A 14,238-nucleotide genomic window follows, 5' to 3' on the forward strand; every position below is an offset into this window, starting at 1 on the left:
GGCTTACCTCCGGGTGCGCGGCGAGGGCCTGCCGGGGGTTCCGAGCAGGCGGAGCAGGCCGAACGTGGCGACGGCGGCGAGGGCCACGAGAACGGCGCCGGCGGCGACGGCCCCGCCGCCGAGGGTGTCGTCCTCGGTGGCGGAGACGAGCAGGGACGTGGTCTCGGCGAGCCCGGTGCTCTCCAGGAGCGTCAGGTGCCCGAGGGAGGTGTCGACGGCGGTCTGGGCGAACGCGCGGACGTCGTCGTCGCGGGTGCCGGCGCGGACGTCGGAGGCGAGGCCGAAGAGGGTGCCGTACTCGGCGCGGAGGCGGTTGACGTAGGCGCGGTCGAAGGTGTCGCCGGAGCCGGCGGCGATCTCGCCCGCCCAGCCGCGCTCCCGGTCGGTCGGCTCCCCCGGCAGGGTGACGGCGAGCCGGTCGGCGACCGCGCGCAGGGCGACGTCGAGGCGCGCCTCGTCGTCGGCGATGCGGACGGCGACCGCACGCACGCGCCGGTTGGTGGCCCGCTCGGCGGCGAGCCTGCTCGACGGCACCGCCCACAGCGTGTGCTGCTTGAGCCGGGTCAGCAGGGCGCGGTCGGTCTGCTGCAGCTCCCCGGCCGACGCCGGGAGGGCGCAGCCCAGCACGAACGCGGCCGACGCGGCCAGCACCGCCAGGAATCGGAGCGACATCCCTGTTGTCCCTTCGCAAAGGAGTCCTCACCACCTGTTACGGGGTGCGGGTGTGATCCGGTTCTATCCGTCACCTTTTAGTGACCTGTGACGTGCATCACAAAGACCCATTGTGGGCGTCGGCTGATCGAACCCTTCGCTGCCGGGTCGAATTGGAGCGGGAAACTGATGCATATGGCCTATTAAGTGTTTTTGCGCTACGCTCCGATGACCCTACGGTCCGCCGATCAGGTGAGGTTGCGAGCTTTATGGAAGCACTGGGCAGAAGAAGTCGCGGCCAGGTCGGCTACGCGTCGGCCGCCACCGCGGTCGACACCGGCCCCGCCGCGGGGGACGACTTGGTCCCGCTGCTCTACAAGGACTTCCGCGCCACCCTGTTTGCGCAGGTACTGGCCCTGACCAACCACGACCGGCAGTGGACCGAAGACGTGGTGCAGGAGACCATGATCCGCGCCTGGCAGCACTCCGACACGCTCGAGCGCGAGCCCGGAATGCTGCGCGGATGGCTGCTCACGGTGGCCCGGCGGATCGTCATCGACGGCTGGAGGAATCGCCGCGTCCGCCCGCAGGAGGTCGCTCTGGAGATCCCGGAAAACGCCGAGTCCACCGATCGCACGGACAGCTCGTTAGCCGCGCTAACGATTACTCGGGCATTGCGTGAACTGGACGCGAAATATCAGTCCGTCATCTACGAGACTTATCTCGCCGGAAACACCGTTCGGCAGGCAGCGGAAATTCTTGGAATTCCAGAAGGAACTGTCAAATCGCGGTTGTACACGGCGATGCGGCAATTGCGGAAGGCGCTCGGGGAAGTGACGGTCCGATGAAGGGGCGGAAGGGGGACGCCGCGGCCTACGGGCTCGGCGTCCACGAGGATCCGGAAGGGTTCGAAGCCCACCTGCGCGGCTGCGCCCGCTGCCGGAGCCGGGTCGCCGGGTTCACCCCGGTCACCGGCGCGCTGGCCGAGGCGGTGCGGCTGGGCTACCTGCCACCGGGCGAGGGGTCGGCCCGGCGCCGGAAGCCGGCCGGGCCGGCGGCCCTGCAGGGGCCCACGGCGGGTCCGCTCGTCCTGCTGGCGCTCGGCGTGGCCGCGATGGCCCTCTGCGCGCACCGGCCGTCCGCCGGGAAGATCCGCGTCGCATCCGCTGCGTCCATCGTCTCCCCTGGTCAGGTCGTGGCCGGTACCGGCCGCGCACCGCGGTCACTCCCGTGGTCGGCCGGTTTCCAGTAGTCTGCCCCAACCCAACATGAAAGTCCTTACGGTGGATACCGAAGTAAATCCCGAGCACCCCGGCAGCGGGGCTTCGGTACCGAAGCGTCCCGCCCCGCGGCTCCCCGGCCGCGAGCCCGAGCTCGGCCGCCTGACCGGCCTCTTCCCGGTCGTGCTGGGCGGCGCGGCCGCCAGCTCCGTGCTGGCCGGCGAGTTCGGCATGGGCAAGAGCGCCACCCTGCGGACCGCCGCGGCGCTGGCCGAGGACGCGGGCTTCACCGTCGCGATGGCCACCGGGTCGCGGTTGGAGAGCCACCTGCCCGGTGGCGTCGTCCGCCAGCTGGCCGACGCGCTCGAGGGGCCCGGGTCGCCGCCGCGCCCGCCCGTCACCGAGCTGTGCGGGACGGCGGGCGAGAGCGAAGCGCTCGACCTGTTCTTCCGGATCGTCCGCGACGCGACCGAGCGGGGTCCGCTGTTCCTCGCCATCGACAACGTCCACCTGGCCGACGCCTGGTCCATGCGGTGCCTGGCCTACCTCCGCAACCGCGTTCTCGACCTGCCGGTGCTGCTCGTCCTGACGTCCGTGATCGGCTACCCGCAGCACCGCGAGGTCGCGATGCTGGACATGGTGGGGAGCACGCCGGTCACGATCACCCTCAACGGCCTCGGCGACGCGGCCGCGGCGGAGATCCTCGGCCTCGCCCCCGGCGAGCTGGCCTCCGCCTGCCGCGAGGCGACCGGCGGCAACCCGGTGCTGCTGCAGGCGCTGCGGCCGCGGCTGCTGCCCGGCGCGGACCCGCACGAGCTCGGTTCGTCGCTGATCGGGCAGGTGCTCGTCACGCGGATCCAGGAGTTCCCGCACGCGCCGGCCATCCTGCACGCGGCGGCCATCCTCGGCGAGGACGCCGGCTTCGACCTGCTGGCCCGGCTGGCCGGCGTCGACGAGCTCGACGCGCTGCAGGCGATCGACACCCTGGTCCGGCTGCACGTGCTGAACAACAGCGACCAGCCGACGCTGACCTACTCGTTCGTCCGCAACTCGCTGCTCAAGGACATGCCGCAGACGACAAGGGCGGTCAACCACTCCCGGGCGGCCAAGCTGCTGACCGAGGCGGGGGCCCTGCCCGAGCGCGTGGCCGCCCACCTGCTGGAAGCGACGTCGATCCGTATCCCGTGGGCGGTGGACGTGCTGCGGCTGAGCGCGCGCGACGCCGTGTTCTCCGGACGGCCCGAGCTGGCCGCGCGGCACCTGCGGCGGGCGCTGGAGGAGCGGCTGACGTCCGGGCGCCGGATGGCCGTGCTGCTGCAGCTCGCGCACGCGGAGTTCCAGTTCGACCCGCCCGGCGCGGCCAAGCGGGTGCGGGAAGCCGTCGACACGGTCGGCAACCGCGAGACGGCCGCGTACATCGCCACCGCGATGTTGCTGTCGCTGTGCGGCGGCCAGGACGCCCGGCTCGGGATCAGCGCGGCGGGCCAGATCGCGGCCCGGCTCGACGCGGGCGGCCCGGACGCGGTGTGGCCGCTGCTGTGCATGACCTACCTCGCCGAGGCCGGCAGCCGGCTCGGCCCGCCGCCGGAGTTCCGCGACTTCGAGGAGCAGTGGGCGCCGCTGACCGACCCGGCCGCCCAGCGCAGCCGGTCGGCACTGCTGGCCTTGGACGCGGTCCGCAGCGGCGAGTCCGCGCAGGAAGCCGTCGGCCACTTCGCCGACGCGCTGTCTTCGGCCGGGGACTCCGGCAACGACGGCGAGCTGTTCGAGCAGCACTACTTCTTCACGCTGGCGACGGCGGTCCTCTCGGACGAGCCGGCGCACGTCGACCGGCTGTGCCGGGTCCTCGACGTCGACCGCGAGCCGTGGGACGTGCACGTGCCCCACGGCGCGCTGCCGACCCTGGCCCGCGGGATCGCCCTGCAGGCCAGCGGTGACCTGCAGCGGGCGAGCGTCCACTTCGAATCGCTGCTGCGCCGCTTCGACGAGCGCGGCGGCACGACGACCTGCCCGGTCGGCGTGCTGTGCGCGGCGAAGCTGGTCGAGTGCTGGGTGGACCTCGGCCGCTTCGAGGCGGCGACGTCGCTGCTGGACCGGATGGACTTCGTGGCCAGCCAGGGCCTGTTCACGCACACGTACCTGCTGTACGCCCGCGGCCGCCTGCGCGTGGCGACGGGCTACACGCGGTTCGGGTTCGAGGACCTGCTGAGCTGCGGGCGGCGCCTGGCGCACCACGGGATGCGGTTCCCGGGGTTCGTGCCGTGGCGAGCGCACGCGGCACGGGCGGCGCTGGCTTTGGGCCAGACCGACGACGCGGCCCGGCTGGCCGAAGAGGACATCAACGCCGCGGCCCGCTGGGGCGCACCCCGGCCGCTGGGCACGGCGCTGACGACGCTGGGCCTGGTCCGCGAGGACGACGAAGCCGAGCGGGCGCTGCAGAAGGCGATCACGACGCTGCGGACATCGCCATCGCGGTTGCAGCTGGCGACGGCGTTGACGGAGCTGGGGACGCTGCAGGCCCGGCACGGCCAGTCCGAGAAGGCGATCGAGACGCTCCGGCAGGCGGTGGAGCTGAGCGAGCAGTGCGGAGCAAGGCCACTGGCCCGCCGGGCGGCGGAGGAGCTGCGCTCGGCCCGGCGGGCGTTGACGCCGGCGAAGGACAACGAGCACGGGCTGACCCGGCAGGAGAACCGGATCGCGGTGATGGCGGCGCAGGGGCTGACGAACCGGGAGATCGCGACGGCCCTGCACTTGACGCGGCGGACGGTGGAGCTGCATTTGTCCGGGGCTTACCGGAAGCTGGGGATTCCGGGGCGGGCCGAGCTGGGCGGGGCCCTGGCGAAGTCTTCGCAGCGGGTGGACGGCCGCTGAGCCCGGCTGCGAGCCGGGATCGGGTTCGCACGCAGGCTGCCGAGGTCGTGGCCTCTGGTGCGCGCCGGCCGCCGAGGCGTTGCGGTCGCGGGCGTCACTTCGGACACGGGTCCACTTCGGACTTGCGGGCGAGCCTACCCATCCGGCCGAGCACCCCCGGCGCATTCCGGCCGAGCGAACGGCGGAAACCGGCGCGGGTACCTCGCGACGGCAGGTGATTCTCGCTCGAGCGCGGGGCGCCGCCCCCCGTCTTCCATGCTACCCGGGGGCACCGACGGAAATCCGGCGCAGTTAGCGTGAACGCGTGACTCTCCTCGCGGGTGCGGCCAGCCTGCTTCTCCTGGCCGGTGTGCTCGTCTTCGCCATCGTCCGGCCGCGCGGGTGGCCCGAAGCCGTCGCCGCTGTTCCCGCTGCCGGTGTTGCCCTTCTTCTCGGCCTTGTCCGCCCCGGCGCCGCCGGGGAGCGGGCCGTGGAAATCCTGCCCACTCTGGGGTTTCTGGCCGCCATTCTGCTTTTGTCCTTTTTGGCCAGTGTCGACGGCGTCTTCTCCTGGCTCGGCAACCGGCTCGCCGAGGCGTGCCACGGGCGGCCGCGGCGGTTGCTCGTCCTCACCTTCGCCGCCGCGGCCGGGGTTACCGCGATCCTCAGCCTCGATGCCACCGTCGTGCTGCTCACGCCCGTCGTCCTCGCCACCGCCACCAGCCTGGAACTGCCCGCGCGGCCGCACGTCTACGCCTGCGCGCACCTGGCCAACTCGGCGTCGACGCTGCTGCCCGTCTCCAACCTGACCAACCTGCTCGCCTTCGCCGCGTCCGGGCTGACCTTCGCCGGGTTCACCGCGCTGATGGCGCTCCCGTGGCTCGTCACGATCGGCGTCGAACTGCTCGTCTTCCTCTGGTTCTTCAAAGCCGATCTGCGGCCGCGCGAGACGCCGGAGCCGCGGCAGCACCTCGAGACGCCGACGTTCGCCCTCGTCGTCCTCGGGCTGACGCTCGCCGGGTTCGCGGTCGGGCAGCTCGGGCACGTCGAACCCGTCTGGATCGCCGCACTGGCCGCCTTGGTCCTCGGCGTGCGGGCCGTCGCGCGGGGCAAGATCCGGCCGTGGCAGCTGGTCACCGAGGCGGCTCCGCAGCTGTGCCTGTTCGTGCTGGGCCTGGCCGTCGTGGTCGAGGCCGTTTCGGAGCACGTCCTCGGCGGGGTCCTCCGGAACGTCCTGCCGACCTCCACCGGCCTGGTCGACCTGCTGGTCGCCGCCGGCGTGGCGGCGCTGCTGGCCAACCTGGTCAACAACCTGCCCGCCACGCTCATCCTGCTGTCGGTGCTGGGCCCGCACCCGGCGCCGGGCGTGCTGCTGGCCGTGCTGCTCGGCGTCAACATCGGCCCGAACGCGAGCTACCTCGGCTCACTGGCGACCCTGCTGTGGCGCCGCACGCTCCCGAAGCCGCCCTCCTTCAAGACGTTCCACGTCCTGGGCGTGCTCACCACCCCGCTGAGCCTCGCCGTCGCGACCGTTGCGCTCTGGCTGGGGCTCAGCTGGGCATCGTGATCGTCTGGCCCGGCTTCATCGTCGCGCCGCAGTCGTCCAGCGGGCCGCCGAAGCGGTCCGCGGCCACGGCCGGGATCGTCTTCGCCGCGTAGTCCTGGGCCGCCTTCAGCTTCGCCGGGTCGGTGACCGCGTCGCGACGCACCCAGTCGCCGTTGCGCAGGCCCTCGATCGGCGACGAGTAGATCAGCAGGTAGTCGCGGTCGAGCCGCGGGTCGAGGGCGATGCCGTTGCCCGCCGCCCACGGGCCCCACGAGTGGATGAACGTCGGCTTGACCGTGTCGAACACGTAGTCGCGCAGGCCCTGCAGGTCGTTGTCGTGCACCAGGTCGGCGATCGGCTTGTTGACCAGCCCCGCCATGTCGACCAGCTCGAGCCGGCTGGTCATCGACGAGCCGCCGAGGTCCGGCAGCAGCAGCGACGCCTTCTGCAGGCCCAGGATGTCCGCGTAGGTGTTGAAGCCGCGGCCGAATCGGTCGGCCACCAGGCACGCGGTGATGTTCGGGTTCTTCGCGAACTTGTCCGCCGCGGCCGCGAACCCGATCGCCGACGGGACGAACGCACCCACCAGCACCACGACGACGCCGACGCGCAGCAGCGCCTGCCGGTGCCGCAGCAGCTCACCGGCCGACAGCGTGCCCGCGATCACCGCGAGCGGCCAGATCGGGCTGGCGAACCGGTGCTGGTACATCCAGTCGGCGACCATCACGCCGTAGGCGACGATCCCCAGCCCCAGCGGCACCAGCAGCGCGACCAGCGACCGCCGCCACGGCGCCTTGGCCAGCGCGAAACCGATGACGAGCGCCAGCGCGATCACGCCGGCCCAGCCCGCGTAGCCGACCAGCTCGAACGGCCGCTTCACCGCGTCGAACCCGGGCAGGCCCTGCTGCTTGGCCACCGACGGGTTGGCCAGCAGCCGCCCGAACTCCGAGTGCCGCCAGACGACGTACGCGCCGAACGGCACGGCGAACGACGCCACCGACAGCAGCGCGAGCCGGAAGCTCTTCCAGAACAGCCCGGAGCGCAGCAGGAACAGCGCCGCCAGCGGGTACGCGCCCGCGTAGATCAGGCCCTCCGGGCGGGTCAGCGCGGCGAACGCGACCATGACCCCGGCCCACAGCGCGATCTTGGGGGTCAGGAGCCGGTCGTGGCGAACCGCGACGAACAGCGTCACGCCCAGCGTCACGACGGCGAACGCGAACAGCGAGTTCTCCAGGCCCGAGACGACCCAGATGACGTACGACGGGATCGTCGCCAGCGTCAGGCCGACGACCAGCGTGGCCAGCCACGCGAAACGGGTGAAGATCTGCTTGGCCGCGATGTGGCAGGCCGTCAGCACGCCGGCGGTGAACAGCAGGCCGAGCGCCTTCGGGAACAGCACGTAGTCCGGGATGCCGAAGATCGCGCCGTGGTCGAAGAGGCCGACGAGCTTGCCGAGGCCGAGCAGCACCATCCACGTCGGGTCGGAGAAGCCTTCGACCGGCGGGGCGCCCGGCTGCAGCACCGGGCCGAGGCCGTCGGCGAAGCTGCGGGCGTAGGAGAAGGTGATGGCGGCGTCGTCGACGATCCAGTGGCCGTAGCGGGTGGCGTGGACGGCGACCGCCGCGACGCCGGCGAGCACGGCCAGCACCGGCGCCAGCCGCGCGGCCCAGCCGCGGGTGGCCGTGGTGGTGGCCGGGTCCTCGGGGACGTCGCTCGGGGAGGTCTCGGTGAGTGCGCTAGCCGTCATGTCCTCGTCACTGTTCCGCCCGCAGGCTTCTGCCGGTGGGATACGCGCGAGCTGGCGCCCCCTGAGTGGGTCCGTCGGCGGACCCGCCACCGCGGCGACGCGGTCGAGACACTGTAGCCAATACCCCATCCGGGGTCGGCCACGCGTCGGTGTTGAGCGTGATCCACCCCACATTATTCCCGGTCAGACCAGGTGCGAGGTGTCGTTGACGAGCCGGACCGACGCGTTCCCGTCCGGGTAGAACTCGACGACCGACAACGATGCCAGGTCCAGGTGCAGCCGGAACAGCAGCTGCGGTCCGGCGTCGAGGCCCATCCGGAGCAGTGTCTTGATCGGCGTCACGTGGCTGACCAGCAGCAACGTCCGGCCGCCGTGCTCGGCGATGAGCTCGTCGCGGGCCTTGCGGACGCGCCGGTGGACGACGTCGAAGCTCTCCCCGCCGGGCGGCGGCACCGAGCTGTCGCCCAGCCACGAGGAGTGCAGTTCGGGGTCGCGGGCGGCCGCTTCGGCGAACGTCAGGCCCTCCCACTCGCCGAAGTCCGTCTCGATCAGGCCGGGGTGGGTCTCGACGCGGCCGCCGAGCGCGTCGGCGACCGCCTGCGCGGTCTGCTTCGTGCGGGTGAGCGGCGAGGAGATGATCGGCACGGCCTCGCCGTCGACGACCAGGCCGTCCATCGCGGCCAGCCGCTTCGCCGCGGCGGCGGCCTGCGTCCGGCCCAGCTCGGTCAGCGGGACGTCACCGCGGCCGGAGTAGCGGCGCAGCGCCGACATCTCGGTCTGGCCGTGGCGCAGCAGGAGCAGCCGGGTCGGGGTGCCCTTCGCGCCGGTCCAGGCCACCGGCGCGCGGTCGGGGCGGCGCGTCGGCAGCTTCGGCTTGTCGGGCCGTCCGGCGGCGGGCTTGCCGGTCGCGGCGTCCATGGCCTCGTTGGCCAGCCGGTCGGCGTGGGAGTTCTGCGCCCGCGGGATCCACTCGTACTTGACGCGCGAGAAGCCCGCGGCCAGCTCTTTGGCCCGCTCGGCCAGCGGCTGCATGTCCGGGTGCTTGATCTTCCAGCGCCCGGACATCTGCTCCACCACGAGCTTCGAGTCCATCCGGACGTCCACAGTGGACGCCCCGAGCTCGGCCGCAGCGGCCAGGCCGGCGATCAGGCCGTTGTATTCGGCGACGTTGTTGGTGACCACGCCGAGGCTTTCCTTGCGCTCGGCGAGGACTTCGCCGTCGCTGTCCTTGACCACCGCGCCGTAGCCGGCCGGCCCGGGGTTGCCGCGGGAGCCGCCGTCGGCTTCGACGATGACGTGCGAGGTCACAGACCCGACTCCAGGGTCCGGACCAGGATCGCGCCGCAGTTCTCGCACTGGATGACCTCGTCCTCCGGCGCGGCCTTGATCTCGCTCACCGTGTTGCGGTCCAGCTCCAGCTGGCAGGCGCCGCAGCGGCGGGCCCGCAGCAGCGCGGCGCCGATGCCCTTGTGCTCGCGGACGCGCTCGTACAGCTTGAGCAGCGGCTCGGGGAAGCGCGGCACCAGCTTTTCGCGGTCCTCGGTGCGGCGCGCGCGGGTGGTGTCGAGGTCCTTGAACGCCTCGTCGCGGCGGGTGATCGCGGCGGCGACCTCGGCCTCGGCCTTGTCGACCTCGGCGCCGGTGCGCTGGGCGTCCAGGCCGAGGGCCTCGCGCTGCTCCATCAGCTCCAGCAGGTCGTCCTCCAGCGCGCCCTGGCGGCGCTCCAGCGACTGCAGCTCGTGCTCGATGTCGGTCATCTGCTTGGAGTTGACCGAGCCGGACGCCAGGAGCTTGCGGTCGCGGTCCTCGCGGGCGCGCACCGACTCGATCTCCTTCTCCTGCCGGGCGATCTCGCGGTCGAGGTCGGAGGCGGCGGTCTCGACCGACACGAGCGCGTCGCGGCGCTCGCGGACGGTCTTCTCCCCCGCGTCGATCTCGGCCAGCTCGGGCAGGGTGCGGCGGCGGTGCGCGGTGCGCGAGAGCTCGGCGTCCACCTTGGCGAGCTCGAGCAACTGGCGCTGCACGGCGGGTTCGGCCTTCACGGTGCTCCTCTAAATCGATGTGCGCTCGGCGCGGACGGTCCACGGGTCGGTGCACCGCGTGGAGACGCAAGTGTCGACGTTACCCGCAAACGCCTCCGCCACGACCGCCGAGGCTTGCCCGCACCAGGGCCATTCGCTGGCCCAGTGGGTCAGCCCGACCAGCGCGGGCACCGGGCCCCGGCCGGCCAGGTGCTCGCCGGCGGGGTGATGCCGCAGGTCGGCGGTGACGTAGGCGTCGACGCCGGCCGCGGTGGCCTGCTTCAGGTAGGAGTCCCCGGCCCCGCCGGAGACGGCCACGGTGCGGATCGGCCGGTCCGCATCGCCCGCGCCGAGCACGCCGGGCGCGGTCGCGGGCAGGGCGTCGGCGACGCGCTGTACGAACACCGCGAACGGCTCGGGCTCGGGCAGTTCGCCGATGCGGCCGAGGCCGGTGACGCCGTCGGCCTTCGGTTCGAGCGGGCCGGTGACGCGCAGCCCGATGGCCTGGGCGAGGGCATCCGAGACCCCGGGGTCGGCGGAGTCGGCGTTGGTGTGCGCGCAGTAGAGGGCGATGCCCTCGCGGATCATCCGGTGGACCAGCGAGCCCTTGGCGGTGTCGGCAGGCACGCCGTGCACCCCGCGCAGCAGCAGCGGGTGGTGCGCGACGATCAGCTGCGCGCCGATCTCGACGGCTTCGTCGACGGTCTCGGCGACGGGGTCGACGCAGAACAGCACGCTGTCCACCGGCTCGGCCGGGTCGCCGCAGACGAGGCCGACGGCGTCCCAGGACTCGGCGAGCTCGGGCGGGTACGCCCGTTCCAGCACGGAAATGACTTCGGAGATGGCGGGCACCCGGAGATTTTGGCATGTACCGTCCGGGACCATGCGCCTTCGGTCCTTGCTCGTCACGGTGACGGCGGTGCTCGCCGCTTCCGCGCTCTTCGCAGCCCCGGCTCCGGCGTCGGAGTCGTCGGTGGAATCGTCGGTCGGATCGTCACTGTGGCGGCTCACGGACCTGGCGGCGCAGCGCGTCGCGATCGCCGACCAGGTGGCGGCGGCGAAGTACGGCACGCCGTCGCCGATCGACGACCCGGTGCGGGAGCAGCAGATCTACGACTCGGTGGCGTCGCGGGCGCCCGGCCTCGGCCTCGACCCGGCGGACGCGGTCCGGTTCTTCCGCGCCCAGATCGAGGCGAACAAGCTGGTGCAGCGCGGCCTGTACGCCCGCTGGGACGCGCACCCGGCGGAGGCGCCGACGACCCGCCCCGACCTCGGGCAGATCCGCCCGGTGATCGACGGGCTCAACACGGGCCTGCTCACCGAGCTGGCGGCGACGGTGCCGGCGCGGGCGGCGCGCTCGTGCCCGGTCCGGCAGCTGGTGACGGCGGCCGTCGTGGACGGCTTCCACCGGTTCGACACCCTGCATGCGCGCGCTCTGGGCGAAGCGACTTCGGCGACCTGTTCGGCTTAGGGGCGCCCCGGCGGCTGCGGGCCGCCGCGGCGCCCGGGTGGGTCAGTTGCAGTTGCCGCAGCAGCCGCAGCCCTGACCGGTGCACTTCGAGCAGCACCCGTGCATGATCGCTCTCCTTCCGGTTCGCGTCCTCGCCCGATCGACGCTAAGTGGGCGCCGCGGGGCGCGGATACCGCCGAGCGGGCGGGTGACCGGGTGAACCCGGTGGTTACGCAGGGGGCCGTGGCGGGCGGTCGTTACGCTCGGGACGTGACGCACATCGTCTTCGTCTGCTCCGGCAACATCTGCCGCTCCCCGATGGCCGAGCTGGTGTTCCGGGCCAAGCTCGCCGACGCCGGTCTCGCCGACGCCGTCCGCGTCAGCAGCGCCGGCACCGGCCCCTGGCACGCCGGGGAGCCCGCCGACAAGCGAGCCCGCGCGACGCTGAAGGCGCACGGCTACCCCACCGCGCACGTCGCGTCCGAGGTGTCCGACGAAGACCTCGCCGCCGACCTGCTGCTCGCCGCGGACGAAGGCCACCTCGAGTTCCTGCGGTCGCGGGTCGGCGACCCGGCGAAGGTGCGGCTGCTGCGGTCGTTCGACCCGTCGGCGCCCGAAGGTGCCGAGGTCCCGGATCCCTACTACGGCGGCGACGACGGCTTCGAAGACGTCCTCGGCATGGTCGAGCGCGCGGTGCCCGGTTTGCTGGATTGGGTGCGTTCGCGGAGCTAGACGTCACAGCCCGCGACGGACGGCGAGCGGCACGGGCTACCGTGGTGGGGTGCGGTTGCGGTTCCTCCTCCGGCCCGGGTGGCTGGCGCTGACGGCGGTGGTCTTCACCTTCGCCGTCTGCTGCTTCACGCTGCTCTCGCCGTGGCAGTTCAGCCGTAACGCCGAGCGCGAGCAGCAGAACGCCGCGCTGGAGACGTCGTTCACCGCCGCGCCGGTGCCGCTCGCGCAGCTGCTGCCGCCGGGGACCGCGCCCGGTCAGCGCACCGAATGGCACCTCGTCTCGATCACCGGCCAGTACCTGCCGGACAAGGAGGTCGTCGCGCGGCTGCGGACGGTCCAGGGCGAGGGCGCGTTCGAGGTGCTCACGCCGATGCGGACCACCGACGGCACCATCGTGCTGGTCGACCGCGGCTACGTCCGGCTGGACAGCAAGTCGGCCGCGCTGCCGTTCGCCCCGCCGCCGCCCGGGACGGTCACGGTGACGGCACGGGTGCGCGCCGACGAGACGGACCCGAAGAACCGCGACGCGTTCGCCGACGCGTCGACCGGCGGGCGGCTGCAGAGCTACGTCGTCGACTCCCGGGTGGTGGGGCGCGCGGGCGGGCTCGACATCCGGCCGGGGTACTTCCAGCTCGACGTCGGCCAGCCCGGGGTGCTCGGCGCGCTGCCGCTGCCGCAGACGGACTCGGGGCCGTTCCTGTCGTACGCGCTGCAGTGGATCGCCTTCGGCGCGATGGCGCTGCTCGGCTGGCTGTACTTCACGGTCCGCGAGCTGAAGCCGGGCGGGGCGCTGGACGCGTCCTCGGCAGCTTCTTCGCGGCGGAAGTCGGTCGCGGAGATCCTCGCCGAGGACGAACTCGCCGAAAGTGGCCATCAGAAGTAGGCCGGAAATGGCCCTCTGGCGAGGCCACTTGGCTGCTGGATACTCGGGCCATGCTGATCCACCCGTGGGACGCGGCCACCGCCGACGAGTGGCGGGCGTGGCTGTCCGGGCACGACTTCGGCCAGCTGATCGCCGGCGGCCGCGGCCGTGACCTGCCGGTGGTGACGCCGGCGCACTTCGCCTTCGACGGCGACCGCACGATCGTCACGCACCTGGCCCGGCCGAACCCGATCTGGCCATTGCTGGAGGAGCACCCGCGGGCGCTGCTGACGGTGGTCGGCGACTACACGTACGTCCGGGCGGACTGGAACGCGAGCGGGGATCCGGCGTTCGGCGTGCCGACGTCGTACTACGCGACGGTGCAGTTCGAGGGGGACGTCCGGCTGGTCGACGACGCGGCGGAGAAGGCGGCGCTGCTGGACCGGCAGCTGCGGCACTTCGAGCCCGACGGTTCGCGGGCGCCGGTGAGCGCGGCGGCGGAGTCCCCGGACCGGCGGCTGCTGCCGGGGATCCGGGGCATCGAATTCACGGTGACCGCGGTGCGGGCGAAGTTCAAGTTCGGCGGGAACCGGACGGCGGAGGAGCGGGAGCGGATCGGGGTCCGGCTGGCCGAGCGCGACGGGCCGCTGGACGCGGAGGCGCTGGCGCAGCTGCGCCGCCGCGGCTGAGGAACCGGCCGCGGCGTGCGCTGTCAGCCGCCGCAGCCCGGGACCGGCAGCACGTCCAGGAAGCCGTGGATGGTCTCGCCGGTGGTGTGGTCCAGCGCGTCGGCGGTCATGTGCTGGGTGACGCCGGGCTGGTTGGCGGTCGGGTGCTGCTCCCGGATGCCCGTGGTCGTCGAGACGTCGTCGCCGGTGAAGAAGACCTTGCCGTTGTCGGCGAAGGCGATGCTCCAGGTCTGGCCGGCGACGTTCGTGTGGATCTCGAACTCCTCCCCCACGACGAACGACCCGCCGGGGCCGTCGTCGTCGTGCTTGGACTTCAGCGTGAACGACGTGCCCAGGCTGCCGAAGCCGTCCTGCTCGTAGGTGGGGCCGCAGCGCCGCTTGGCGTCGGCGGTCCCGGTCACGGTCAGGGTGAGCAGGCTCGCGGCGGCCACGGCGGCCGCAATGTGCTTGTACCGCAAGAGTTCCTCCCA

Annotated in this window: 14 protein-coding genes; 8 read left to right on the plus strand and 6 right to left on the minus strand. The window is 72.7% G+C overall.

The features are described from left to right. Positions 1-3: 3 nt before the first annotated feature. Positions 4-672: a DUF4142 domain-containing protein gene (locus tag HUT10_RS21480; RefSeq protein ID WP_176172868.1), complete on the minus strand. Its 669-nt coding sequence runs from the start codon at positions 670-672 to the stop codon at positions 4-6. Positions 673-920: 248 nt separating this feature from the next. Here HUT10_RS21480 and HUT10_RS21485 point away from each other — a divergent pair, with 248 nt between their 5' ends. From HUT10_RS21485 to HUT10_RS21500, 4 genes are all read left to right on the plus strand, one after another. Continuing rightward, positions 921-1,499: a sigma-70 family RNA polymerase sigma factor gene (locus HUT10_RS21485; protein ID WP_176172869.1), complete on the plus strand. Its 579-nt coding sequence runs from the start codon at positions 921-923 to the stop codon at positions 1,497-1,499. After that, complete coding sequence (locus HUT10_RS21490; protein ID WP_176172870.1) at positions 1,496-1,903, plus strand: hypothetical protein; 408 nt, start codon at positions 1,496-1,498, stop codon at positions 1,901-1,903. The genes HUT10_RS21485 and HUT10_RS21490 overlap by 4 nt, the downstream gene beginning before the upstream one ends. Positions 1,904-1,934: 31 nt before the next feature. Next, on the plus strand, positions 1,935-4,742 hold the full coding sequence (locus HUT10_RS21495; protein ID WP_176172871.1) for a LuxR family transcriptional regulator: 2,808 nt from the start codon (positions 1,935-1,937) through the stop codon (positions 4,740-4,742). Between the two features lie 304 nt (positions 4,743-5,046). Then, the gene (locus HUT10_RS21500) at positions 5,047-6,288 is read left to right on the plus strand and encodes an SLC13 family permease (protein ID WP_176172872.1); all 1,242 of its coding nucleotides are present in this window, start codon (positions 5,047-5,049) and stop codon (positions 6,286-6,288) included. Here the strand turns inward: HUT10_RS21500 and HUT10_RS21505 are convergent. The 4 genes from HUT10_RS21505 to HUT10_RS21520 all read right to left on the minus strand — a co-directional run bounded on the left by HUT10_RS21505 (position 6,272) and on the right by HUT10_RS21520 (position 10,887). Then, positions 6,272-8,014 (minus strand): hypothetical protein, encoded by a 1,743-nt coding sequence (locus tag HUT10_RS21505; protein ID WP_176172873.1) that lies wholly within the window; start codon positions 8,012-8,014, stop codon positions 6,272-6,274. The two genes, HUT10_RS21500 and HUT10_RS21505, sit on opposite strands and share 17 nt — an antisense overlap. A 183-nt stretch (positions 8,015-8,197) precedes the next feature. Continuing rightward, positions 8,198-9,322, minus strand: a complete 1,125-nt coding sequence (locus tag HUT10_RS21510; RefSeq protein ID WP_176172874.1) for a bifunctional RNase H/acid phosphatase — start codon at positions 9,320-9,322, stop codon at positions 8,198-8,200. Next, positions 9,319-10,056 (minus strand): zinc ribbon domain-containing protein, encoded by a 738-nt coding sequence (locus HUT10_RS21515; RefSeq protein WP_176172875.1) that lies wholly within the window; start codon positions 10,054-10,056, stop codon positions 9,319-9,321. Before HUT10_RS21515 ends, HUT10_RS21510 begins: the two co-directional genes overlap by 4 nt. 9 nt (positions 10,057-10,065) lie before the next feature. After that, a complete protein-coding gene (locus tag HUT10_RS21520; RefSeq protein WP_176172876.1) occupies positions 10,066-10,887 on the minus strand; it encodes a Nif3-like dinuclear metal center hexameric protein in 822 nt (273 codons plus the stop codon). 31 nt (positions 10,888-10,918) lie between these two features. Between HUT10_RS21520 and HUT10_RS21525 the strand changes: the two genes are divergently transcribed. The 4 genes from HUT10_RS21525 to HUT10_RS21540 all read left to right on the plus strand — a co-directional run bounded on the left by HUT10_RS21525 (position 10,919) and on the right by HUT10_RS21540 (position 13,768). Continuing rightward, positions 10,919-11,506 (plus strand): chorismate mutase, encoded by a 588-nt coding sequence (locus HUT10_RS21525; protein ID WP_176172877.1) that lies wholly within the window; start codon positions 10,919-10,921, stop codon positions 11,504-11,506. A gap of 249 nt (positions 11,507-11,755) precedes the next feature. Further along, positions 11,756-12,217 (plus strand): low molecular weight protein-tyrosine-phosphatase, encoded by a 462-nt coding sequence (locus HUT10_RS21530; RefSeq protein WP_176172878.1) that lies wholly within the window; start codon positions 11,756-11,758, stop codon positions 12,215-12,217. 49 nt (positions 12,218-12,266) lie between these two features. Continuing rightward, positions 12,267-13,100 (plus strand): SURF1 family protein, encoded by an 834-nt coding sequence (locus tag HUT10_RS21535; RefSeq protein WP_176172879.1) that lies wholly within the window; start codon positions 12,267-12,269, stop codon positions 13,098-13,100. 50 nt (positions 13,101-13,150) lie between these two features. Beyond that, positions 13,151-13,768 carry an FMN-binding negative transcriptional regulator gene (locus HUT10_RS21540; RefSeq protein WP_176172880.1) on the plus strand — a complete coding sequence of 206 codons (618 nt, stop codon included), beginning with the start codon at positions 13,151-13,153 and terminating at the stop codon, positions 13,766-13,768. A 23-nt stretch (positions 13,769-13,791) separates the two neighbouring features. On the opposite strand, the gene HUT10_RS21545 is transcribed toward HUT10_RS21540, so the two are convergent. Then, positions 13,792-14,226 (minus strand): hypothetical protein, encoded by a 435-nt coding sequence (locus HUT10_RS21545; RefSeq protein WP_176172881.1) that lies wholly within the window; start codon positions 14,224-14,226, stop codon positions 13,792-13,794. Positions 14,227-14,238 lie beyond the last annotated feature (12 nt).

It is taken from the genome of Amycolatopsis sp. Hca4 (assembly GCF_013364075.1).
In the GTDB taxonomy this organism is placed as follows: Bacteria; Actinomycetota; Actinomycetes; order Mycobacteriales; family Pseudonocardiaceae; genus Amycolatopsis.

Bases quoted from the DNA above. Each gene is read 5' to 3' on its own strand.
- HUT10_RS21490 (WP_176172870.1), top strand. From the start codon at position 1,496: ATGAAGGGGCGGAAGGGGGACGCCGCGGCCTACGGGCTCGGCGTCCAC.
- HUT10_RS21505 (WP_176172873.1), bottom strand. From the start codon at position 8,014: ATGACGGCTAGCGCACTCACCGAGACCTCCCCGAGCGACGTCCCCGAG.
- HUT10_RS21480 (WP_176172868.1), bottom strand. From the start codon at position 672: ATGTCGCTCCGATTCCTGGCGGTGCTGGCCGCGTCGGCCGCGTTCGTG.
- HUT10_RS21525 (WP_176172877.1), top strand. From the start codon at position 10,919: ATGCGCCTTCGGTCCTTGCTCGTCACGGTGACGGCGGTGCTCGCCGCT.
- HUT10_RS21540 (WP_176172880.1), top strand. From the start codon at position 13,151: ATGCTGATCCACCCGTGGGACGCGGCCACCGCCGACGAGTGGCGGGCG.
- HUT10_RS21485 (WP_176172869.1), top strand. From the start codon at position 921: ATGGAAGCACTGGGCAGAAGAAGTCGCGGCCAGGTCGGCTACGCGTCG.